General features: G+C 53.1%; 15 protein-coding genes, 1 tRNA gene, 3 rRNA genes and 1 other annotated feature. Of the genes, 11 read left to right on the top strand and 8 right to left on the bottom strand.

Translation table 11 applies throughout. The features are described 5' to 3' along the window. Nucleotides 1-20: 20 nt before the first annotated feature. Entirely contained in the window at nt 21-395 is a 375-nt protein-coding gene (locus tag HV340_RS16890; protein ID WP_059306900.1) for a DUF2799 domain-containing protein, read from the bottom strand. Between the two features lie 214 nt (nt 396-609). Here HV340_RS16890 and aroF point away from each other — a divergent pair, with 214 nt between their 5' ends. From aroF to HV340_RS16875, 3 genes are read left to right on the top strand one after another with little or no spacing between them, the layout of a single operon-like run. Further along, nucleotides 610-1,680: a 3-deoxy-7-phosphoheptulonate synthase AroF gene (gene aroF, locus HV340_RS16885; RefSeq protein WP_025203434.1), complete on the top strand. Its 1,071-nt coding sequence runs from the start codon at nt 610-612 to the stop codon at nt 1,678-1,680. Nucleotides 1,681-1,690: 10 nt separating this feature from the next. Further along, nucleotides 1,691-2,812 (top strand): bifunctional chorismate mutase/prephenate dehydrogenase, encoded by a 1,122-nt coding sequence (gene tyrA, locus HV340_RS16880; protein ID WP_014171239.1) that lies wholly within the window; start codon nt 1,691-1,693, stop codon nt 2,810-2,812. A gap of 60 nt (nt 2,813-2,872) precedes the next feature. Next, entirely contained in the window at nt 2,873-3,745 is an 873-nt protein-coding gene (locus HV340_RS16875; protein WP_073396555.1) for an SMP-30/gluconolactonase/LRE family protein, read from the top strand. Here the strand turns inward: HV340_RS16875 and pheA are convergent. The 4 genes from pheA to bamD all read right to left on the bottom strand — a co-directional run bounded on the left by pheA (nt 3,742) and on the right by bamD (nt 6,507). After that, entirely contained in the window at nt 3,742-4,902 is a 1,161-nt protein-coding gene (gene pheA, locus HV340_RS16870) for a bifunctional chorismate mutase/prephenate dehydratase (RefSeq protein WP_020883922.1), read from the bottom strand. The genes HV340_RS16875 and pheA overlap by 4 nt on opposite strands. A 29-nt stretch (nt 4,903-4,931) precedes the next feature. Continuing rightward, nucleotides 4,932-5,057: a sequence feature (Phe leader region), on the bottom strand. Further along, nucleotides 5,009-5,056, bottom strand: a complete 48-nt coding sequence (gene pheL / locus HV340_RS16865; protein WP_001386991.1) for a pheA operon leader peptide PheL — start codon at nt 5,054-5,056, stop codon at nt 5,009-5,011. It overlaps the preceding feature by 48 nt. Nucleotides 5,058-5,160: 103 nt before the next feature. Then, nucleotides 5,161-5,502 (bottom strand): ribosome-associated translation inhibitor RaiA, encoded by a 342-nt coding sequence (gene raiA, locus HV340_RS16860; protein ID WP_003863162.1) that lies wholly within the window; start codon nt 5,500-5,502, stop codon nt 5,161-5,163. A gap of 267 nt (nt 5,503-5,769) precedes the next feature. Continuing rightward, entirely contained in the window at nt 5,770-6,507 is a 738-nt protein-coding gene (gene bamD, locus HV340_RS16855; protein ID WP_013098339.1) for an outer membrane protein assembly factor BamD, read from the bottom strand. Nucleotides 6,508-6,638: 131 nt separating this feature from the next. Here bamD and rluD point away from each other — a divergent pair, with 131 nt between their 5' ends. The 8 genes from rluD (at nt 6,639) to HV340_RS16815 (ending at nt 18,007) form a co-directional block, all read left to right on the top strand. Beyond that, a complete protein-coding gene (gene rluD, locus HV340_RS16850; RefSeq protein ID WP_014171235.1) occupies nt 6,639-7,619 on the top strand; it encodes a 23S rRNA pseudouridine(1911/1915/1917) synthase RluD in 981 nt (326 codons plus the stop codon). Further along, nucleotides 7,616-8,347, top strand: coding sequence for a purine nucleoside phosphorylase YfiH (gene yfiH / locus HV340_RS16845; protein WP_063213950.1), 732 nt, complete (start codon nt 7,616-7,618; stop codon nt 8,345-8,347). Before rluD ends, yfiH begins: the two co-directional genes overlap by 4 nt. 129 nt (nt 8,348-8,476) lie before the next feature. After that, the gene (gene clpB / locus HV340_RS16840) at nt 8,477-11,050 is read left to right on the top strand and encodes an ATP-dependent chaperone ClpB (RefSeq protein ID WP_032680474.1); all 2,574 of its coding nucleotides are present in this window, start codon (nt 8,477-8,479) and stop codon (nt 11,048-11,050) included. Between the two features lie 427 nt (nt 11,051-11,477). After that, nucleotides 11,478-13,017: ribosomal RNA gene (locus HV340_RS16835) — 16S ribosomal RNA — on the top strand. An 85-nt stretch (nt 13,018-13,102) separates the two neighbouring features. Continuing rightward, nucleotides 13,103-13,178, top strand: a tRNA-Glu gene (locus tag HV340_RS16830). Nucleotides 13,179-13,370: 192 nt separating this feature from the next. Beyond that, nucleotides 13,371-16,277 (top strand): 23S ribosomal RNA (locus HV340_RS16825). Nucleotides 16,278-16,340: 63 nt separating this feature from the next. Further along, nucleotides 16,341-16,456: ribosomal RNA gene (gene rrf, locus HV340_RS16820) — 5S ribosomal RNA — on the top strand. The 16S, 23S and 5S rRNA genes sit together here with 1 tRNA gene alongside, the layout of an rRNA operon. 255 nt (nt 16,457-16,711) lie before the next feature. Beyond that, complete coding sequence (locus HV340_RS16815; RefSeq protein ID WP_025203439.1) at nt 16,712-18,007, top strand: MFS transporter; 1,296 nt, start codon at nt 16,712-16,714, stop codon at nt 18,005-18,007. Here the strand turns inward: HV340_RS16815 and HV340_RS16810 are convergent. The 3 genes from HV340_RS16810 to pat all read right to left on the bottom strand — a co-directional run bounded on the left by HV340_RS16810 (nt 18,004) and on the right by pat (nt 22,502). Beyond that, nucleotides 18,004-18,327, bottom strand: a complete 324-nt coding sequence (locus HV340_RS16810; RefSeq protein ID WP_059305938.1) for a YfiM family lipoprotein — start codon at nt 18,325-18,327, stop codon at nt 18,004-18,006. The two genes, HV340_RS16815 and HV340_RS16810, sit on opposite strands and share 4 nt — an antisense overlap. A gap of 45 nt (nt 18,328-18,372) precedes the next feature. Next, nucleotides 18,373-19,728 carry a CDP-diacylglycerol--serine O-phosphatidyltransferase gene (gene pssA, locus HV340_RS16805; RefSeq protein WP_059305939.1) on the bottom strand — a complete coding sequence of 452 codons (1,356 nt, stop codon included), beginning with the start codon at nt 19,726-19,728 and terminating at the stop codon, nt 18,373-18,375. 110 nt (nt 19,729-19,838) lie between these two features. After that, a complete protein-coding gene (gene pat, locus HV340_RS16800) occupies nt 19,839-22,502 on the bottom strand; it encodes a protein lysine acetyltransferase (RefSeq protein WP_025203442.1) in 2,664 nt (887 codons plus the stop codon). Nucleotides 22,503-22,523 lie beyond the last annotated feature (21 nt).

Below are 22,523 nucleotides of genomic sequence, written 5' to 3'. Positions count from 1 at the left end.
TCCGGTGAATAAAAAGAGGCTTAATTAAGTCTGCTGGAGCGCATGCTTTCATCCATACCTTTTTGCCATGACTTATGCAGTTTTGCTGCATTTTCAGCAGTATCGCAGCTGGCAGGAAAAGATTTGCCCGCTAATCCCCAGGCGTGGAGAAAACCTTCTTCACACACTTTCTTCTGTCCGTCTGCATATCCCCGGAGATATTCACTACGATCAACATGCGGATCATTAAAATTATCGGCCAGCGTCTGGTTATCTTTAACCGGCAGACCATTCATGGCGTCTTCTTTACCTGCATCAAACCAGCTGGGGCTGGTCCAGTCCGGGTGGAAGGTATAAGGATTGATTTGGCAACCCGATAAAATGAGCGACAACAGCACCAGAGCAATTGAATGCATAGCCATTCTCCTTTTTTCTTCAGCATAGCCTGGTAACGGAAATTAGGGGTGTAATTTAAAGTTTACGGATGTGGCGGCTGATTTTTGCAATAAATTGGCATTCGTAAAGAAAAGTGTACGTATTTTGGATTGAAATCTTTACTTGTTATGGTATCGTTGTTTCACCTCTTCGAGGAAAACAACTATCGCAAACGAGCTCTACAGGATCGCAATCATGCAAAAAGACGCGCTGAACAACGTACATATCACTGACGAACAGATTTTGATTACTCCGGATCAACTGAAAGCGGAATTCCCGCTTAGCGTCGCGCAGGAGGCTCAAATTGAGCACTCGCGTCAGACCATTTCAGACATTATCGCTGGCCGCGATCCGCGCCTGCTGGTGGTATGTGGTCCTTGTTCTATTCACGATCCTGAAGCCGCCATTGAGTACGCTCGTCGATTTAAAACATTAGCGGAGGAGGTCAGCGATAGCCTCTATCTGGTAATGCGCGTCTATTTTGAGAAGCCACGTACCACCGTTGGCTGGAAAGGGTTGATTAACGATCCGCACATGGATGGCTCGTTTGATGTGGAAGCAGGGCTGAAAATTGCGCGTCGCCTGCTGGTGGAGCTGGTCAGCATGGGGCTGCCGCTGGCCACTGAAGCGCTGGATCCGAACAGCCCGCAGTACCTGGGCGACCTGTTTAGCTGGTCTGCCATTGGGGCACGTACCACGGAATCACAAACCCACCGCGAGATGGCGTCTGGTCTGTCGATGCCGGTTGGTTTTAAAAACGGTACCGATGGCAGCCTGGCCACCGCGATTAACGCCATGCGTGCCGCGGCAATGCCACACCGTTTTGTCGGCATTAACCAGGCGGGGCAGGTTTGCCTCCTGCAAACGCAGGGTAACCCGGATGGTCACGTGATCCTGCGCGGTGGTAAAGCACCGAACTACAGCCCGGCAGATGTGGCACAGTGTGAAAAAGAGATGGAGCAGGCGGGACTGCGCCCGGCACTGATGGTAGATTGCAGTCATGGTAATTCGAATAAAGATTACCGTCGTCAGCCTGCGGTTGCGGAATCTGTGGTGGCACAGATAAAAGACGGCAACCGTTCTATTATCGGTCTGATGATTGAGAGCAATATTCATGAAGGCAATCAGTCATCTGAACAACCGCGCAGCGCAATGAAGCACGGCGTATCCGTCACGGATGCCTGCATCAGCTGGGAAACCACCGACGCGCTGCTGCGTGAGATCCATAAAGATTTAAGCGGCCAGCTGGCGACGCGTCTGGCTTAAGAGGGTAGTTATGGTTGCTGAATTGACCGCGTTACGCGATCAAATTGATGAAGTGGATAAGGCGTTGCTGGACCTGCTGGCGCGCCGTATGGCTCTGGTTGCCGAAGTGGGTGAGGTAAAAAGTAAATACGGCCTGCCGATTTACGTCCCGGAGCGTGAGGCATCCATGCTGGCCTCGCGGCGCAAAGAGGCCCAGGCGCTGGGCGTCTCGCCGGATCTGATTGAAGACGTCTTGCGTCGCGTAATGCGGGAATCCTATTCCAGCGAAAACGATAAGGGCTTCAAAACCCTCTGTCCGTCCCTGCGCCCGGTGGTTATTGTGGGTGGCGCGGGCCAGATGGGGCGTCTGTTTGAAAAAATGCTGACGCTTTCTGGTTATCAGGTTCGCATTCTGGAAAAAGAAGACTGGGAACACGCGCCAGCGCTGATGGCCGATGCGGGGATGGTTATCGTCAGCGTGCCTATCCACGTGACGGAGCAGATCATCGGCAAGCTTCCACCGTTGCCGAAAGATTGCATCCTGGTTGACCTTGCATCGGTCAAAAATGGCCCCCTGCAGGCGATGCTGGCGGCGCATACTGGCCCGGTGCTTGGCCTGCACCCGATGTTTGGTCCGGATAGTGGCAGCCTGGCGAAGCAGGTTGTGGTGTACTGCGATGGTCGTCAGCCGGAGGCCTATCAGTGGTTCCTGGAACAGATTCAGGTATGGGGTGCTAGGTTGCACCGGATCAGCGCGGTAGAGCACGATCAGAACATGGCGTTCATTCAGGCGCTGCGCCACTTTGCGACCTTTGCCTACGGTTTGCATCTGGCGGAAGAGAATGTGCAGCTTGAACAGCTGCTGGCGCTCTCTTCACCGATCTATCGCCTGGAGCTGGCGATGGTCGGGCGTTTGTTCGCTCAGGATCCACAGCTTTACGCCGACATTATTATGTCCTCTGAGAACAACCTGGCGCTTATCAAACGTTATTACCAGCGGTTTGGTGAAGCGATCACCTTGCTGGAGCATGGCGATAAACAGGCGTTTATCGACAGCTTCCGTAAAGTCGAGCACTGGTTTGGCGATTATGCGCAACGTTTTCAGAGTGAGAGCCGCACGCTTTTGCGTCAGGCAAATGACAGTCGCCAGTAATGCGATGATGTATATACTAAAAGCCAGCAATGCTGGCTTTTTTCATTTTGGGGAACTGTTATGGCCGAACCGCAGCCGCTGTTGAATTACACCGGGCATCTGCCCGAATGTCCGACGTGGAGTGCCGAAGAGCATGCGCTCTACTGGGCAGATATTCTGGAGGGGGAGATCCACCGTTATCATCTGCCCACCGCGGAACACACGGTACTCTCTTTCCATGAAGAAGTAGGCTGTTTCGCTCTGCGTGAGCGTGGCGGCTTTATCGTCGCGATGCGCAATGGCATCTGGCTTGCTGACAAGCACGGCCTGCTTCAGCGCAAGGTGTGTGATAACCCCTCTAACCCGCAACTGGCGCGTTTTAATGATGGAGGTACCGATCATCATGGACGGTTCTATGCGGGAACCTTCTGGGGGCCGGGGGATTACAACGGCGCCATGCTGATGCGTATCGATAATGACCTGACGCCGAAAGTGATCCAGTGTGATATTCACGGGCACAACGGTCTGGCATTCAGCCCCGACAAACAGTGGATGTTCACCTCTGATACGCCAAATGGCGTTATCTACCGCACGCCGCTTGATGAGCAAGGTGAGCCGGGGAAACGCGAGATATTCCGCCGCTTTAAAGAGGGGGAGGGCATACCCGACGGTGCTGCGATGGATGAAGAAGGCTGCTACTGGAGCGCAATGTTTGATGGCTGGCGTATCGCACGCTTTTCACCGCAGGGGGAACAACTGGAAGAGCATCGCATGCCGGTTCGTTGTCCGACGATGGTCTGCTTTGGCGGCGAGGATATGAAGACCCTGTTTATCACGACCACGCGGGAAAATATGGATGCGGATGAAGTGGCGCAGTATCCGCTCTCCGGCGCCATCTTCATCCTGCCCGTTAGCGTGGCAGGGATGAAGAAAAGCCGCTTTATCGAACGTTAAGCGGGGTCAACCGGCACGACGTTTTCGCTCGGATAGCAGCCCAGCACTTTCATTGAGCGGGTGATTTCACCCAGTTCACGCAGGGCTTTCTGCATGGATGCAGATTCCAGGTTGGCCTGGATATCCAGATAAAACATCTCTTCCCACGGATTGCCATGAATCGGGCGAGATTCCAGCTTCGTCATGATCAGGTTGTGGTTACGCAGTACCAGCAGGGCCTCAACCAGCGCACCCGCCTGCTGCCCGGTCGCCATCAGCAGCGTCGTTTTAGCCGGAACCTGCTCAGAGACATTGATGGCTTTACGGGCCAGTACCACGAAGCGGGTGATATTTTGCGTCTGGTTCGCCAGGTTGCGTTCCAGTACCTGCAGCCCATACAGCGCTCCGCCCGCCTCGCTGCCAAGCGCGGCCACCGTCGGGGAATTTGCCTGCATCACTTTTTCCATCGCCGCAGAAGTGCTTTCGGTGTACTCAATTTTCCAGTTCGGATAACGGTTGAGGAACTGACTGCACTGCTGGAACGGTTGTGGGTGACTGTACACCGTCTCGATTTGGCTTAGGTCGGTTGAGCCAGAGACCAGTACGCAGTGATCGATAGGGATGGTCATCTCGCCAACCAGCGACAGCGTAGTGTGCTGCAGAAGATCGTACACGTCGTTAATGGCGCCTGAGCTGGTGTTTTCAATCGGTACGACGGCGTAATCCGCCTGTCCGGTTTCGACCTGATTGAAAATATCAGCAAATTTTGCGCAGCCGCTTTCAATAAACTCTTCGAAATGACGCGCTGCGTACTGGCGTGCGGCAAGGTGAGAGTAAGAGCCTTTTGGGCCGAGGAAGGCGACACGTGCAGAGTGCGGGTTCGTTTTATTCAGATGCTGCTGGAGTAGCGCTTGCTGGGTCAGAACGGAGTCTTCGATGATGAGCTGGAACAAACGGGTGATGTAATGGGCGTCGAGGTGGTGCGCTTTGCCAAGCTGAATCAGGCGTTCCAGCAGGTCGCGTTCACGGTCAATATCACGCACCGGCCGATGGGAGTCCAGCTTGGCTTTTCCCACTTCGATGGCGAGTGTGCGACGTTCTGCCAGCAGGGCCAGTAATTTTTCGTCCAGTGCGCTGATTTTCACTCGCAGGTCCAGTAACGGGTTTTCCGGTGTCATAGTGTTGCCTGTCTCGTTTATCGTTATTAATAAAAAAGGCCTCCCGGTGTGGGAGGCCTTGTTGTTCGTCTTCGCATTCTTTATCACACGACGAAACGCCTCCCAATCAGGGGAAGGTAAAAAAGAATGCGAAGAAAAACGGTGTGTGTTTCATGAAATCATCCTGTCGTTGATACCGTTAAAGTACCCGTACTGTTTTCACGCTGTCAATAAAAAACGCGCCCGAAGGCGCGTTGGCGGTAAACTCAATTTAAAGGATTACTCTTCTTCAACTTCTTCCGCGAAGCTGGCGTCTTTCACCGACGTTGCGGCGCGACGGGCTTCACCTTTGTGTTGCACTTTATTGAGCTGCCGTTCCAGCTTGTTGATCAAATCGTTAATAGCGGTGTACATATCCTCATGTTTTGCGCTGGCGACCAGATGGCCGTTTGGAGTATTGATAGTTGCGTCAGCGATGAAACCTTGCGGCTCCTTGGACAGGATGATATGTGGGTTAATCAAATGTGTTTGCCATTTATCCAGTTTGGCGAGACGGTCTGCGACGTGTTGGCGGATTGCCGGAGTAATTTCCATTTGTTTACTGGTAATGTTCATTGTCATAAATTTTACCTCTTGTCTTTCCGTCTTGGTGATTCCAGCATACCTGTCCTAATGTCAAAATGTGTGATTTAGATCACGTTATTTTGTCGGTTTTTGTCAGGGAATGTTTTTTGTGAGGCAGGGCAGGAAGAGGTGATATTTACCTTGTGGAAGGCCCGATTTGCGGTCATAGTTGATAGGATGTGTTGAGGCTAAACCGCTTCAGCGGATCTCTGAACGCATAAAAAAACGGCAGCCCGAAGGCTGCCGTTTTGCATTGAGGCAATATCAGGTGTTGCTGCTGTTCGCGGCGATGATTTTCGCCACTTTGTCAGCCTGTGCGGTCATCTGCATCTGACGGTAAGCATTTTCCATCAGCTTCAGGCCATCACGCGTTGCCTGTGTATCCGGGTAATCACGCAACATACCTTCTACACGATTAACCACGGCAACCCATGCGCCACGGCGGGTATAGTATTCCGCAACGGAGTATTCGTATTTCGCCAGACGATCTTTCAGGAACACCAGACGTTTGGTCGCGTCAGTGACGTACTGGCTGTTCGGGTAGCCGCGCACCAGTTTGGAGAAGTCGTTGAAAGCATCACGCGCATGCTGCGGGTCACGGTCAGAACGATCCACACCGAAGAAACCTTGCAAGGCACTGTCGTCCAGCGCCATGTTGGTAAGACCGCGCATGTACATGACGTAATCGATGTTAGGATGAGTCGGGTTCAGACGCATGAAACGATCGATGGTTGCCTGAGCCAGCGGCAGATCGGCATTTTTATAGTAGGCATAGATGAGATCTAACTGTACCTGCTGCGAATACGGACCAAATGGATAGCGATTATCCAACGCTTCCAGTTGCGTTATCGCCTGTTTCCAGTTACCGTCCTGCAACTTTTGTTGTGCAGTCGCATAGATTTCATTCGGCGGATTGTCAGGGACCTGTTCATTTGAACCGGAGCAGCCCACCAAAGCCAGGCTCAACGTGGCCGCTGCCACCAGATATTTCATGCGCGTCATGACGTTTTGACTTTCCTCAAATGTTTGTCCGGGAGAAACTCTGTTCCTGCTCCCGATTAAGACCAGCTACAATAGCACACTATATTAAACGGCAAAGCCGTAAAACCCAACGTTAAACGAAGAAGCAGTTTATGGCACAACGAGTAGAACTCACCGCAACAGTCTCCGAAAATCAGCTCGGTCAACGCTTAGATCAGGCTTTGGCCGAATTGTTCCCTGATTATTCGCGTTCACGCATAAAAGAATGGATCCTTGACCAGCGCGTGCTGGTAAACGGCAAGATCTGGGACAAACCAAAAGAGAAAGTGTTAGGTGGGGAAGCCGTCGCCATCAATGCTGAAATCGAAGAGGATATCCGCTTCGAGCCGCAGGATATCCCGCTGAACATCGTCTATGAAGATGATGACATCCTGGTGATCAACAAGCCACGTGACCTGGTTGTTCATCCGGGCGCGGGGAACCCTGATGGCACAGTGCTTAACGCACTTCTCCATTATTACCCGCCTATCGTGGATGTTCCACGCGCCGGCATCGTTCACCGTCTGGATAAAGACACCACGGGTCTGATGGTGGTGGCAAAGACCGTTCCAGCTCAGACACGTCTGGTGGAATCTCTGCAGCTGCGTGAAATCACCCGTGAATATGAAGCGGTGGCCATTGGTCATATGACCGCTGGCGGCACGGTGGAAGAACCTATCAGCCGTCACCCAACCAAACGTACCCATATGTCGGTGCACCCGATGGGTAAGCCTGCGGTAACGCACTACCGCATTATGGAACACTTCCGCATTCATACGCGTCTGCGTCTGCGTCTGGAAACCGGTCGTACTCACCAGATCCGTGTTCATATGGCGCACATTACCCATCCGCTGGTGGGCGATCAGGTCTACGGTGGTCGTCCGCGTCCGCCAAAAGGCGCATCGGATGAGTTTATTAGCGTACTGCGTAAGTTTGATCGCCAGGCGCTGCACGCAACGATGCTGCGTCTTTACCATCCTATCACCGGTATTCAGATGGAATGGCACGCGCCGATCCCACAGGATATGGTCGACCTTATTGACGCCATGCGTGTTGATTTTGAAGAACATAAAGATCAAGTGGACTGGTTATGACCAAACTGATTGTCCCGGAGTGGCCACTGCCTGAGGGCGTGGCTGCCTGCAGTTCAACCCGTATCGGCGGTGTGAGCCAGGGCGCGTGGGAATCTTTGAATCTCGGCGCACACTGTGGTGACAACCTGGAGCACGTTGAAGAAAACCGCAAACGCCTGTTTGCTGCCGGGAATTTACCGTCGAAACCGGTCTGGCTGGAACAGGTTCACGGTAAAACGGTACTGCCGTTAACGGGCGAACCCTATGCGTCTAAACGGGCCGATGCGTCTTACAGTGATACCCCGGGAACGGTATGTGCGGTAATGACTGCCGATTGCCTGCCGGTTCTGTTCTGTAACCGTGCCGGTACCGAGGTGGCAGCAGCGCATGCGGGCTGGCGTGGTCTGTGTGAAGGTGTGCTCGAAGAGACCGTCGCCTGCTTTAAAGATGACCCTGCGAATATCATGGCCTGGCTCGGCCCGGCCATTGGTCCTCATGCGTTTGAAGTGGGACCCGAGGTCCGCGAAGCCTTTATGGAGAAAGATCTGCAGGCCGCGGATGCTTTCCTTCCTGCCGGTGAAAAATATCTGGCCGATATTTACCTGTTGGCCCGCCAGCGCCTGAATAATGTCGGCGTGACGCAGATCTTCGGCGGCGATCGTTGTACCTTCACCGAAAAGGGTGATTTTTTCTCTTATCGCCGCGACAAGACGACAGGTCGTATGGCAAGTTTTATTTGGCTGATATAACCTAAAGAATCAAGACGATCCGGAACGTGCCGTTTTCTTTTCACATAATTCAGGTCATTAACCTTGAATAATTGAGGGATGACCTCATTTAATCTCCAGTAGCAAATTTGACCTGTTATGGGAGGAGTTATGCGTCTGGATCGTCTTACTAATAAATTCCAGCTTGCTCTCGCCGATGCCCAGTCCCTTGCACTGGGGCACGACAACCAATTCATCGAACCTCTTCATTTAATGAGCGCCTTGCTGAATCAGGAAGGGGGATCGGTACGTCCGTTATTAACGTCTGCCGGCATTAATGCTGGCCAGTTACGCACCGCCATCGATCAGGCTCTGAGCCGTTTACCCCAGGTAGAAGGTACCGGTGGCGACGTTCAGCCGTCTCAGGATCTGGTGCGTGTGCTGAATCTTTGCGACAAGCTGGCGCAAAAACGTGGGGACAACTTTATTTCGTCAGAACTTTTCGTTCTGGCGGCGCTTGAATCACGCGGTACCTTGACCGACCTGCTGAAATCTGCCGGCGCAACCACCGCCAATGTGACTCAGGCGATTGAGAAAATGCGCGGAGGTGAAAGCGTGAACGATCAGGGAGCCGAAGACCAACGTCAGGCTTTGAAAAAATTTACGGTCGACCTGACCGAGCGTGCCGAGCAGGGCAAGCTTGACCCGGTGATCGGCCGTGATGAAGAGATTCGCCGTACTATCCAGGTACTGCAGCGTCGTACCAAAAACAACCCGGTGCTGATTGGTGAGCCGGGGGTCGGTAAAACCGCCATCGTCGAAGGTCTGGCGCAGCGCATTGTGAACGGTGAAGTGCCGGAAGGGCTGAAAGGTCGTCGTGTACTGGCGCTCGACATGGGTGCGCTGGTGGCCGGGGCGAAATACCGCGGTGAGTTCGAAGAGCGTCTGAAAGGCGTGCTTAACGACCTGGCGAAACAGGAAGGCAACGTCATTCTGTTTATTGACGAACTGCACACCATGGTCGGCGCAGGTAAAGCGGACGGCGCGATGGATGCCGGTAATATGCTGAAACCAGCCCTGGCACGTGGGGAACTTCACTGTGTAGGGGCTACCACGCTGGATGAGTACCGTCAGTACATCGAAAAAGATGCTGCGCTGGAGCGTCGTTTCCAGAAAGTGTTTGTTGCTGAGCCTAGCGTTGAAGATACCATCGCGATTTTGCGTGGGCTGAAAGAACGTTATGAACTGCACCACCATGTGCAGATTACTGACCCGGCGATTGTTGCAGCGGCCACGCTTTCGCATCGTTATATCGCTGACCGTCAGTTGCCCGATAAAGCAATCGACCTTATTGATGAAGCGGCCTCGAGCATTCGTATGCAGATTGACTCGAAACCGGAAGAGCTGGACAGGCTCGACCGTCGCATCATCCAGCTCAAACTGGAACAGCAGGCACTGAAGAAAGAGTCTGATGAAGCCAGTAAGAAACGGCTGGATATGCTCAACGAAGAACTGGACGATAAAGAGCGTCAGTACTCTGAGCTTGAAGAAGAGTGGAAAGCGGAGAAAGCATCACTCTCGGGTACTCAGACAATTAAAGCTGAACTGGAACAGGCGAAAATTGCCATTGAGCAAGCGCGTCGTGTGGGTGACCTGGCGCGAATGTCTGAACTGCAGTACGGCAAAATTCCTGAGCTTGAAAAACAGCTTGAGATCGCCACACAGTCGGAAGGCAAAACGATGCGTCTGTTACGAAACAAAGTAACGGATGAGGAGATCGCTGAAGTGCTGGCTCGCTGGACCGGTATTCCGGTTGCGCGCATGATGGAAAGCGAACGCGACAAACTGCTGCGCATGGAGCAGGATCTGCATCAGCGCGTGATTGGTCAGAACGAGGCGGTTGAAGCGGTCTCTAATGCGATTCGCCGTAGCCGTGCAGGGTTGTCTGACCCTAATCGTCCGATCGGTTCGTTCCTGTTCCTGGGTCCTACGGGTGTCGGTAAAACCGAACTGTGTAAGGCACTGGCTAACTTCATGTTTGACAGCGATGACGCGATGGTCCGTATCGATATGTCCGAGTTTATGGAGAAACACTCCGTTTCGCGACTGGTCGGTGCGCCTCCAGGATATGTGGGTTATGAAGAAGGTGGCTACCTGACAGAAGCGGTGCGCCGTCGTCCTTATTCCGTCATCCTGCTGGATGAAGTGGAAAAAGCGCATCCGGATGTGTTCAACATTCTGCTGCAGGTTCTTGACGATGGACGGCTGACTGACGGACAGGGGAGAACGGTCGACTTCCGTAACACGGTAGTGATCATGACCTCGAACCTGGGTTCCGATTTGATTCAGGAACGTTTCGGTGAACTGGACTACGGCCATATGAAGGATCTGGTGATGGGCGTGGTAAGCCATAGCTTCCGTCCAGAGTTCATTAACCGTATTGATGAAGTGGTAGTGTTCCATCCTCTGGGTGAGAAACATATTGCGTCGATTGCGCAGATTCAGCTGCAGCGTCTGTATAAACGTCTGGAAGAGCGTGGATATGAAATTCACATCTCCGATGATGCGCTGAAGCTCTTGAGCGCAAATGGGTACGATCCGGTTTATGGGGCGCGTCCGCTGAAACGCGCAATCCAGCAACAGATCGAAAACCCACTGGCGCAGCAGATACTCTCCGGGGAGCTGATTCCGGGCAAAGTTATCCGTCTGGAAGCCAACGACGACAAAATTGTGGCAGTGCAGTAAGTCACAAAACGCAAAAACGGGCCGCTTGCGGCTCGTTTTTGTTTAAAAACCAGGCCAGAATTGAGGTCTGGGATGCAAATTGCCTGGAAAGTGAGCAGTCAGTAGATAATTTTCACTTTATCCTTGCAGCTTCAGAATTACCCCCTATAATGCGCCTCCACTGATACGGAACAACGGCACACACGCCGCCGGGTCAGCAGAGATAAGCGAAAATAAATGCTTGACTCTGAAGCGGGAAAGCGTAATATGCACACCCCGCGCCGCAGCGAAAACGAAGCGGCACTGCTCTTTAACAATTTATCAGACAATCTGTGTGGGCACTCAAAGTGACATGGATTCTTAATGTCTTCGGACACTAAATGAATACCAAGTCTCTGAGTGAACATACGTAATTCATTACGAAGTTTAATTCACGAGCATCAAACTTAAATTGAAGAGTTTGATCATGGCTCAGATTGAACGCTGGCGGCAGGCCTAACACATGCAAGTCGAACGGTAGCACAGAGAGCTTGCTCTCGGGTGACGAGTGGCGGACGGGTGAGTAATGTCTGGGAAACTGCCTGATGGAGGGGGATAACTACTGGAAACGGTAGCTAATACCGCATAACGTCGCAAGACCAAAGAGGGGGACCTTCGGGCCTCTTGCCATCAGATGTGCCCAGATGGGATTAGCTAGTAGGTGGGGTAACGGCTCACCTAGGCGACGATCCCTAGCTGGTCTGAGAGGATGACCAGCCACACTGGAACTGAGACACGGTCCAGACTCCTACGGGAGGCAGCAGTGGGGAATATTGCACAATGGGCGCAAGCCTGATGCAGCCATGCCGCGTGTATGAAGAAGGCCTTCGGGTTGTAAAGTACTTTCAGCGGGGAGGAAGGTGTTGCGGTTAATAACCGCAGCAATTGACGTTACCCGCAGAAGAAGCACCGGCTAACTCCGTGCCAGCAGCCGCGGTAATACGGAGGGTGCAAGCGTTAATCGGAATTACTGGGCGTAAAGCGCACGCAGGCGGTCTGTCAAGTCGGATGTGAAATCCCCGGGCTCAACCTGGGAACTGCATTCGAAACTGGCAGGCTAGAGTCTTGTAGAGGGGGGTAGAATTCCAGGTGTAGCGGTGAAATGCGTAGAGATCTGGAGGAATACCGGTGGCGAAGGCGGCCCCCTGGACAAAGACTGACGCTCAGGTGCGAAAGCGTGGGGAGCAAACAGGATTAGATACCCTGGTAGTCCACGCCGTAAACGATGTCGACTTGGAGGTTGTGCCCTTGAGGCGTGGCTTCCGGAGCTAACGCGTTAAGTCGACCGCCTGGGGAGTACGGCCGCAAGGTTAAAACTCAAATGAATTGACGGGGGCCCGCACAAGCGGTGGAGCATGTGGTTTAATTCGATGCAACGCGAAGAACCTTACCTACTCTTGACATCCAGAGAACTTTCCAGAGATGGATTGGTGCCTTCGGGAACTCTGAGACAGGTGCTGCATGGCTGTCGTCAGCTCGTGTTGTGAAATGTTGGGTTAAGTCCCGCAACGAGCGCAACCCTTATCCTTTGTTGCCAGCGGTCCGGCCGGGAACTCAAAGGAGACTGCCAGTGATAAACTGGAGGAAGGTGGGGATGACGTCAAGTCATCATGGCCCTTACGAGTAGGGCTACACACGTGCTACAATGGCGCATACAAAGAGAAGCGAACTCGCGAGAGCAAGCGGACCTCATAAAGTGCGTCGTAGTCCGGATTGGAGTCTGCAACTCGACTCCATGAAGTCGGAATCGCTAGTAATCGTAGATCAGAATGCTACGGTGAATACGTTCCCGGGCCTTGTACACACCGCCCGTCACACCATGGGAGTGGGTTGCAAAAGAAGTAGGTAGCTTAACCTTCGGGAGGGCGCTTACCACTTTGTGATTCATGACTGGGGTGAAGTCGTAACAAGGTAACCGTAGGGGAACCTGCGGTTGGATCACCTCCTTACCTTAAAGAACCTGCCTTTGTAGTGCTCACACAGATTGTCTGATGAAAAGTAAATAGCAAGGCGTCTTGCGATTGAGACTTCAGTGTCCCCTTCGTCTAGAGGCCCAGGACACCGCCCTTTCACGGCGGTAACAGGGGTTCGAATCCCCTAGGGGACGCCACTTGCTGGTTCGTGAGTGAAAGTCACCTGCCGACATATCTCAAAACTCATCTTCGGGTGACGTTTGAGATATTTGCTCTTTAAAAATCTGGATCAAGCTGAAAATTGAAACGACACACATGTTATGTGTGTTCGAGTCTCTCAAATTTTCGCAAACCGGTGATGAATCGAAAGAAACATCTTCGGGTTGTGAGGTTAAGCGACTAAGCGTACACGGTGGATGCCCTGGCAGTCAGAGGCGATGAAGGACGTGCTAATCTGCGAAAAGCGCCGGCGAGGTGATATGAACCTTTGACCCGGCGATGTCCGAATGGGGAAACCCAGTGTGTTCCGACACACTATCGTTAACTGAATACATAGGTTAACGAGGCGAACCGGGGGAACTGAAACATCTAAGTACCCCGAGGAAAAGAAATCAACCGAGATTCCCCCAGTAGCGGCGAGCGAACGGGGAGCAGCCCAGAGTCTGAATCAGCTTGTGTGTTAGTGGAAGCGTCTGGAAAGTCGCACGGTACAGGGTGACAGTCCCGTACACGAAAGCACACAGGTTGTGAACTCGAAGAGTAGGGCGGGACACGTGGTATCCTGTCTGAATATGGGGGGACCATCCTCCAAGGCTAAATACTCCTGACTGACCGATAGTGAACCAGTACCGTGAGGGAAAGGCGAAAAGAACCCCGGCGAGGGGAGTGAAAAAGAACCTGAAACCGTGTACGTACAAGCAGTGGGAGCCTCTTTTATGGGGTGACTGCGTACCTTTTGTATAATGGGTCAGCGACTTATATTCTGTAGCAAGGTTAACCGTATAGGGGAGCCGAAGGGAAACCGAGTCTTAACTGGGCGTTAAGTTGCAGGGTATAGACCCGAAACCCGGTGATCTAGCCATGGGCAGGTTGAAGGTTGGGTAACACTAACTGGAGGACCGAACCGACTAATGTTGAAAAATTAGCGGATGACTTGTGGCTGGGGGTGAAAGGCCAATCAAACCGGGAGATAGCTGGTTCTCCCCGAAAGCTATTTAGGTAGCGCCTCGTGAACTCATCTTCGGGGGTAGAGCACTGTTTCGGCTAGGGGGCCATCCCGGCTTACCAACCCGATGCAAACTACGAATACCGAAGAATGTTATCACGGGAGACACACGGCGGGTGCTAACGTCCGTCGTGAAGAGGGAAACAACCCAGACCGCCAGCTAAGGTCCCAAAGTCATGGTTAAGTGGGAAACGATGTGGGAAGGCACAGACAGCCAGGATGTTGGCTTAGAAGCAGCCATCATTTAAAGAAAGCGTAATAGCTCACTGGTCGAGTCGGCCTGCGCGGAAGATGTAACGGGGCTAAACCATGCACCGAAGCTGCGGCAGCGACGCTTATGCGTTGTTGGGTAGGGGAGCGTTCTGTAAGCCGTTGAAGGTGTCCTGTGAGGGGTGCTGGAGGTATCAGAAGTGCGAATGCTGACATAAGTAACGATAAAGCGGGTGAAAAGCCCGCTCGCCGGAAGACCAAGGGTTCCTGTCCAACGTTAATCGGGGCAGGGTGAGTCGACCCCTAAGGCGAGGCCGAAAGGCGTAGTCGATGGGAAACAGGTTAATATTCCTGTACTTGGTGTTACTGCGAAGGGGGGACGGAGAAGGCTATGTTAGCCGGGCGACGGTTGTCCCGGTTTAAGCATGTAGGCGGAACGATTAGGTAAATCCGGTCGTTTATTAACGCTGAGGTGTGATGACGAGGCACTACGGTGCTGAAGTAACAAATGCCCTGCTTCCAGGAAAAGCCTCTAAGCATCAGGTAACACGAAATCGTACCCCAAACCGACACAGGTGGTCAGGTAGAGAATACCAAGGCGCTTGAGAGAACTCGGGTGAAGGAACTAGGCAAAATGGTGCCGTAACTTCGGGAGAAGGCACGCTGATATGTAGGTGAAGCCCCTGCGGGTGGAGCTGAAATCAGTCGAAGATACCAGCTGGCTGCAACTGTTTATTAAAAACACAGCACTGTGCAAACACGAAAGTGGACGTATACGGTGTGACGCCTGCCCGGTGCCGGAAGGTTAATTGATGGGGTTAGCGGTAACGCGAAGCTCTTGATCGAAGCCCCGGTAAACGGCGGCCGTAACTATAACGGTCCTAAGGTAGCGAAATTCCTTGTCGGGTAAGTTCCGACCTGCACGAATGGCGTAATGATGGCCAGGCTGTCTCCACCCGAGACTCAGTGAAATTGAACTCGCTGTGAAGATGCAGTGTACCCGCGGCAAGACGGAAAGACCCCGTGAACCTTTACTATAGCTTGACACTGAACACTGGTCCTTGATGTGTAGGATAGGTGGGAGGCTTTGAAGCGTGGACGCCAGTCTGCGTGGAGCCAACCTTGAAATACCACCCTTTAATGGCTGGTGTTCTAACGTAGACCCGTAATCCGGGTTGCGGACAGTGTCTGGTGGGTAGTTTGACTGGGGCGGTCTCCTCCCAAAGAGTAACGGAGGAGCACGAAGGTTAGCTAATCCTGGTCGGACATCAGGAGGTTAGTGCAATGGCATAAGCTAGCTTGACTGCGAGAGTGACGGCTCGAGCAGGTGCGAAAGCAGGTCATAGTGATCCGGTGGTTCTGAATGGAAGGGCCATCGCTCAACGGATAAAAGGTACTCCGGGGATAACAGGCTGATACCGCCCAAGAGTTCATATCGACGGCGGTGTTTGGCACCTCGATGTCGGCTCATCACATCCTGGGGCTGAAGTAGGTCCCAAGGGTATGGCTGTTCGCCATTTAAAGTGGTACGCGAGCTGGGTTTAGAACGTCGTGAGACAGTTCGGTCCCTATCTGCCGTGGGCGCTGGAGAATTGAGGGGGGCTGCTCCTAGTACGAGAGGACCGGAGTGGACGCATCACTGGTGTTCGGGTTGTCATGCCAATGGCACTGCCCGGTAGCTAAATGCGGAAGAGATAAGTGCTGAAAGCATCTAAGCACGAAACTTGCCCCGAGATGAGTTCTCCCTGAGACTTTAAGTCTCCTGAAGGAACGTTGAAGACTACGACGTTGATAGGTCGGGTGTGTAAGCGCAGCGATGCGTTGAGCTAACCGATACTAATGAACCGTGAGGCTTAACCTTACAACGCCGAAGATGTTTTGGCGGTGAGAGACGATTTTCAGCTGATACAGATAACAGAATTTGCCTGGCGGCTTTAGCGCGGTGGTCCCACCTGACCCCATGCCGAACTCAGAAGTGAAACGCCGTAGCGCCGATGGTAGTGTGGGGTCTCCCCATGTGAGAGTAGGGAACTGCCAGGCATCAATTAAAAGAACCCCGTACCGTATGGTGCGGGGTTTTTTGCTTTGGGTTTTTCCCGTCGCCGGAGACGGCATCAGACTGCACACCGCCACACCAGCCAACGACCCTTAGTCTTTATCCTATAACTTACCTTGCTAACAGAAAATGTGATCTTACTCTCAATGTTATTTATAACAAAATAATAACATTTGCTTTACAAGATCGTGAGTTCTCAGGACTCAGCATGCCGTTTTTATGGCAGGAGCATAATCACAATGACAGAAAGCATAACATCGAACGGGACGCTGGCTGCCAGTGATTCCCGTAGAAGGGTATGGGCAATCGTCAGTGCCTCTTCAGGGAACCTGGTGGAATGGTTCGACTTTTACGTCTACTCATTCTGTTCACTTTACTTCGCACATATCTTCTTCCCGTCCGGCAACACCACCACACAGCTTCTGCAAACGGCTGGCGTATTTGCTGCGGGCTTCTTAATGCGCCCCATTGGTGGATGGTTGTTTGGACGGATCGCAGACCGTCGAGGACGTAAGGCATCCATGCTGATTTCGGTCTGCATGATGTGTTTTGGCTCGCTGGTGATCGCCTGTCTTCCCGGTTATGACGCTATCGGGACATGGGCGCCGGCTCTTTTGCTACTGGCTCGTCTGTTCCAGGGGCTTTCTGTTGGAGGAGAATACGGTACCAGCGCCACTTACATGAGTGAAATTGCCCTTGAGGGCCGGAAAGGGTTTTACGCCTCTTTCCAGTACGTCACGCTTATTGGTGGCCAGCTTCTGGCCATTCTGGTGGTGGTTATTCTGCAGCAGGTGCTTACCGACAGCCAGCTTCATGAGTGGGGATGGCGAATTCCTTTCGCGATGGGCGCTGTACTGGCGGTCGTCGCACTCTGGTTGCGTCGTCAGTTGGATGAAACCTCGCAAAAAGAGGTCCGGGCGCTGAAGGAGGCGGGGTCGTTTAAAGGGCTGTGGCGTAACCGCAAAGCTTTCCTGATGGTTCTCGGGTTCACCGCGGGCGGTTCTCTCAGCTTTTACACCTTCACCACCTACATGCAAAAATATCTGGTGAACACCACGGGCATGCACGCCAATGTCGCCAGCGCTATCATGACCGCCGCGTTGTTCGTCTTTATGCTGATTCAGCCACTTATTGGCGCGCTCTCCGATAAAATAGGGCGTCGCACATCAATGCTGATCTTTGGCGGCATGTCCGCGTTATGTACTGTTCCCATTTTAACTGCGCTTCAGCACGTTTCCTCACCGTATGCCGCCTTTGGTCTGGTCATGCTGGCGATGGTCATTGTCAGTTTTTACACATCGATCAGTGGGATCCTGAAGGCTGAGATGTTCCCGGCACAGGTACGCGCTTTGGGGGTAGGGCTTTCTTATGCGGTCGCCAATGCGCTGTTCGGTGGCTCTGCGGAGTACGTCGCGCTGTCGCTTAAATCATGGGGAACGGAAACAACCTTCTTCTGGTACGTGACGGTGATGGGGGCACTGGCCTTTATTGTCTCCCTGATGCTGCATCGAAAGGGTAAAGGTATTCGTCTCTAATAGCGTGCCATCTGCCATACGGCATAGCCGGTCGTGGCACCGGCTACGTCCCAGGCAAAGTCTTTCCAGCTCCAGCCGCTCCCCGCGGGGCGGCTATCCCACAGTTCTTTTGAAGCCCCAAGGCTTACAGAGAACATCAGGCCGATTGCCGCACTACGATCCCGACTGTACCCCTGATGTTGTGCATACTCATTACCGGCAGCGGACAACATCGCGGAGGCGAGAAAGTGTTGCGCTTTATCCTGCCCGGACCACCTATCGTTAGCCATATGGCTACAGCCACTGAGAAAGAGAGCACTCAGCAAGAGAAGAATACGCATTAGCGGACTCCAAAAAAAAGCCCTGTCGCTGACAGGGCCTGGACATCACAGAATACGGCTGATAAGTCTGTCAATACGGATTCGACGCAGGCGACGAATAAGCTTGCGGACTTTCACCGGGTAATCGGCAATGCTCTGCAGTTCGCGGTAATGCTGAACCACAGTGGTATGCGTGCGAATAAGCTCGAGCTCACGTTCACGACTGGTCGCTAACTCATGATTCGGGTCATGGATCAGGATGGCATTTTCCAGATCCAGACGCCAGGCGCGAGGGTTCAGGTTATTGCCCGTAAGCAGCATCCATTCATCGTCGACCCACATCCCTTTCAGATGATAACTGTTGTCTTCATCTTTCCACAGACGCACGACAAGCTGGTCAGTGTTAACGTAATACTGTAAACGGCTCAGGAAACGGCGCAGGTTAATCTCATAGAGATAAGGGAGGGCACCGATAATCTTGAACGGTTGATCTTCAGGAATAAAGAAGTCGTTAGCCGTTTTGTCACCGACGATAATTTCAACTTTTTTACCATCACGCAGCAGCTGAATGATATTACGCACCAGCACGGCGGGAAGGTTGAAGTAAGGGGTGCAGATGATGAGTTTCTGCTCAGCACACGGCATCAGGTGGAAAATCGTTTTGTTCAGCAGGCTTGATTTGCCTAACCCCACCAGCGGTGTAACGGATAGCTCTTCGTTATTGGCATCGCCCTGGAAATGGTAGACCGCATCACGCAGTTCCTGGCGGAACGCGCGGATATCATTTTTAATTTCCGGGCTTTTAGGACGGTGTGGATCGTCAAGACGATTTACGCCGCGACCCTGTACTAAGTTCTTATCAACCCAGTTAAACATGATATCCGCCATCTGTGGATTACGAACCAGATGGTAACGGTCATATCGATATTTATCGAGCTGATGGAGGTAAACATCATTCAGGCTCGCGCCGCTGTACAGCACGCTATCATCAATGATGAACCCTTTGAAATGAAGGACGCCGAGCGCTTCTCGGGTATTTACAGGTACGCCGTAAACGGGCACATCGACGCCAGGATTTTCCTGCGCCGTGCGGCAATACCAGTCAGCATTGGTGTTTGAAGCAGCAGCGCCTATACGGCCACGCTGAGCGCGGTGCCAGTCGACCAGCACGCGAACATCCAGTTCCGGACGTTGACGCTTGGCTTCATAGAGCGCATTTAATATCGCGCGCCCACCTTCATCTTGTTCAAGATACAGGGCCACAATGCAAATGCGACGCGTAGCGCCGGCAATCTTTTCCAGAAGCGTCTCCCGAAAATGAGCGGGAGCGTAAAAGAACTCTACATCATCAACTGACTGAGAAATCTTCGGTAGTTGAGCAAGGTGTTGTTGATGTTTATTACGCTTAAATTTTGACAACATCACAGTGCGTTTCTTCTCTGTTCATTGAAGGGTTGTCTGTACCATGCAAACAACATAAGCGGACAATGATACCACCAGTCCCGTCCAAAGTGGGTAACATTTCCAGTAGCTTACTCGGCTTTATCCGCTGATATCAGGCTCAGGGATAAGGCCACAATACCTTCGTCCAGCTGAATATCAACGTCAAATCCAAGTTTTCGCGCCAGGGTCACCATACCGCGATTGTTAGGCATAGTAATGCCATTGAGGCGTAACAATCCGTGATCTCGCGTATAACTGATGAGTTTTTCCAGCAGCCGTCGCCCCAGACCCAACCCTTTCAGATCGGAGCGCACCAGCACAGCAAACTCCGCATCAACATTATCCGGGTCGGAAATAGCACGCGTAACGCCGAGGATCTCATCGCCCTTATCGGAACGACGAACGGCGACAAATGCCATTTCTCGATCGTAGTCGATCTGGGTCATATTGGCTAAATCATCGTGGGTAAATTCGTTGATTTCGCTAAAATAGCGATAGTAAAGATCCTCTTTCGTTACCTGAGAGATGAACGTGCGCAGCTGCGGTTCATCTTCCGGCAGGATAGGGCGGAACAACGCGCGCTCCCCGTTTTTCATCTCCACCCACTCCTCCAGCTGCAGAGGATACGGGCGGATCGCTAGGCGGCTCTCTCTGTCACCCTCGAAAGGCGCGATATCCAGCGTGACGTCCAGAGCCGTAAACTCACTGCCGGAGGCGAGCAGCGGGTGGATGTCCAGCCGCTGGATCTCCGCGCAATCAACAATCAGGTTAGACACCTGCACCAGGAACTGACTCAACCCGGCAATATCAAGAGGGCGCAGCGCGCTTCGGCCCCGTATTTTTTTGCTTTTGATGGCCTGAATGATCAGATAGCGCGCCAGGTTCATGTTCAGTGGTGGCAAAGCCACGACCGCCTGCTCCTCAGGACGCCACTCGACGCCGCCTTCCCCCAGCATGATAAGCGGGCCAAAGACAGGATCGTATTCAACCACCACGCGCAGCTCCTGAGCGCCCGCGCGATTAGCCATGCTTTGCACCAGCAGCCCGTGGATCCGCGCCTGAGGCCAGGCCATTTTGACCCGGTCGAATATGGCATCAGCGGCTTGCTGTACCTCGGTCGCAGTCCGCAGGTATAACATCACTCCCTGGACATCAGACTTATGCGGGATATCCGGTGAGCGAAGCTTGAGGGCAACGGGATAGCCAATCTGTTCGGCAATATGCACGGCTTCGGCGCTGTCGCCGGCAATCCAGGTGGGCAGGGTTTGCATCCCGTAACTGCCCAGAATCGGCTGCACTTCGTGCGTATCAAGCGAGGTGGCTCCCTCTTCGATAGCCTGCTGTAAAAGCCGATGAACATCGGCGGTGTTCGCCGTCAGGTTACCCGGTAAAGCCGGGGTTTCACGGAGCTGCTTCTGGTTGCGGCGATACTCCACCATATGCATAAACGCCGTAATCGTGCCTTCCGGAGTGCGGTAGGTGGGCAGACCGGCTTCACTGAACAGGCGTCGTGCCTCCTGGGAAGAGAACTCACCGCACCAGTTGGTCAGCAGGGTGACATATTTTCCACGAGGATGGTTCCGGACGGCGTCAATCAGTGCGCGCGCGCTTTCACTCCCGGGAGCGACCGCGCTGGGGGAGTGAATAATCATCAGCGCGTCGAAATCCTGGCTATCCAGTAAAAGGGAGATCGCCCTGATATAGTGATCGCTACTTGCGTCATCGCGCAAATCGAGGGGATTGCCTGGGCTAACGCTTGCCGGCAGCGCCTCTTTCAGGCGTTGTAGCGTCTCCTCACCCAGGGTGGCCAGCTTGCCATTGCGCAGCCACAGTTCATCCAGTGCAAGTGCGGCAGGAGCCGCGCCATTACTGACAATCATTAACTTCTCACCGCGTAATGGACGCATATGGCTTAACGTCTCGACGGCGGAAAAAAGCTCGTGTGTATCCTGAACCCGTAACAAACCTGCGCGTTGAATCGCGGCATCCCAGGCGGGATCCATGCCGGAATGCGACTGCAGCAGACGCTGGGCGGCGGGGCTACGCCCGCTTTTGATCACCAGAATCGGTTTGTTACGGGACGCGCTACGGGAAGCTGACACAAAACGACGGGCGTCGCTCAGGTGCTCAAGATAAAGAAGAATGGCGCTGGTTTTGCTGTCTCGAGCCAGAAAATCGAGCAGTTCATCAACGTCGATGTCCAGGCTGTCACCCAGAGCAATGAAGTAGGAAAACCCCATCTCACGCTGTTGCGCCCAGTCGAGGATCGTGTTCGATACCGCAGCCGATTGCGAAATGAAAGCGAGTTTGCCTTTGCGGATAGGGACCGGGGAGAAGCTGGCATTCAGCCCTTGCCACGGGGCGAGCAGGCCCAGACTGTTTGGCCCAAGAATGCGCATCTGGTAGCGACTGGCGCATGCCAGAAGCTCCGGCTGCTGTTCGGGCGGAGACGAGAGAATAATGCAGGTTTTACATCCTTTCCTGCCGAGCGACTCCAGCAGGGCTGGATTACGTTTCGCATTTGTACACAGGATGGCAAGGTCCGGTATGAAAGGCAGGCTCTGCACGTCCGGCCATGCCAGCACCCCCTGAACAGCCTTATAGGCAGGCGTCACGGGCATGACGGGGCCATTAAATCCGCCGGCCAGCAGGTTACGCATCATCAGATAGCCTGCGCGATCCGGTTTCATTGATGCGCCGATAACGGCAATGGATTTAGGACGAAGTAGCGCTTCTAACCCTCGCTGGCTCATGCAGGCCTCCTGTGAATGCAA

Origin of the sequence: Enterobacter sp. RHBSTW-00975 (assembly GCF_013615235.1) — a bacterium.
GTDB classification, from domain to species: domain Bacteria; phylum Pseudomonadota; class Gammaproteobacteria; order Enterobacterales; family Enterobacteriaceae; genus Enterobacter; species Enterobacter ludwigii.
The sequence above is the reverse complement of the archived record's forward strand: the minus strand, read 5'-3'. Positions and strand labels throughout refer to the sequence as shown.